Raw genomic sequence first — 831 nt, 5'->3', positions numbered from 1 at the left:
CCATGGCACCACACCCACCATCTGCACTCGGCATCGGCAGGTTCGGCGTCGTATCCCCCACCACCTTGCTCGGGTCGTACGGCTTGAACACGCTGCCGTCGTTGTGGACGCCGGCGGCCTTGTTCGGGATGTTCAGCGTCTGACCAACGCGCAGGTCTCGGTCCGAGCTCAGGCCGTTCGCTTCTGCAATGCGGAACCACAGTGCCGAGTCGCCGTATGCGCTGCGCGCGATGCTCTGCAGCGTGTCACCGTTCTGCACCGTGTAGCTGCCTGGCGCCGCGTTCGGGTAGTTCGCCACGATCGGCTGGTAGCCGAAGTCGAAGTCCGCCGTGTACGAGAAGTTCGGGTTGCCGTTGCCGTCGCGCGGCGTCACCGGGTTGATGCCCACGCCGTGCTGGCCGATCACCTCGCCGTTGACCACCAGCTCACGGACCGCGTTGCCGCCCTGGTTCGCCATCAGCACGTGGCCCGATACGTCATTGACGAACGTGCGGTTGTTCTGCCACTTGGTCGAATCGGTGATACCGACCAGGTTGCCGTTGACGTCGTAGCTGCTCGTGGTCGTGCCCGGGTCCATCTTGGTGCTGGTGCCCGAGACCGTGCTCTGCTTGTAGCCCTCGAAACGCTGCAGACCGTACGTGTAGGTGTTGGTGTAGCCGCCGTCGTAGTCCGTGACCGCGTACTGCAGCACGTTGCCGGCCGCGTCATAGCTGTTGTAGTGGATGTCCGCCTTGAGCGCGCCGTCGCTCTTGAGCGTGCGCTGGTGCAGCAGGCGGCCGTTGGCGTCGTACTGGTTGGAGCGCACTTCCAGGCCGTTGGTCTGGTCTTGCG

1 protein-coding gene is annotated in these 831 nt (G+C 64.6%); it reads right to left on the bottom strand.

Annotated elements, in window-relative coordinates:
* Positions 1-831, bottom strand: an 831-nt coding sequence (locus R2N11_RS26360) for a LysM peptidoglycan-binding domain-containing protein (protein WP_316682965.1), incomplete at both ends; no start/stop codon positions are given.

The sequence above is a fragment of the Ralstonia flaminis genome, from assembly GCF_958415495.1.
GTDB lineage: Bacteria > Pseudomonadota > Gammaproteobacteria > Burkholderiales > Burkholderiaceae > Ralstonia > Ralstonia flaminis.
Note: the sequence above shows the minus strand (reverse complement) of the source record. Positions and strands in the feature narration are given on the sequence as shown.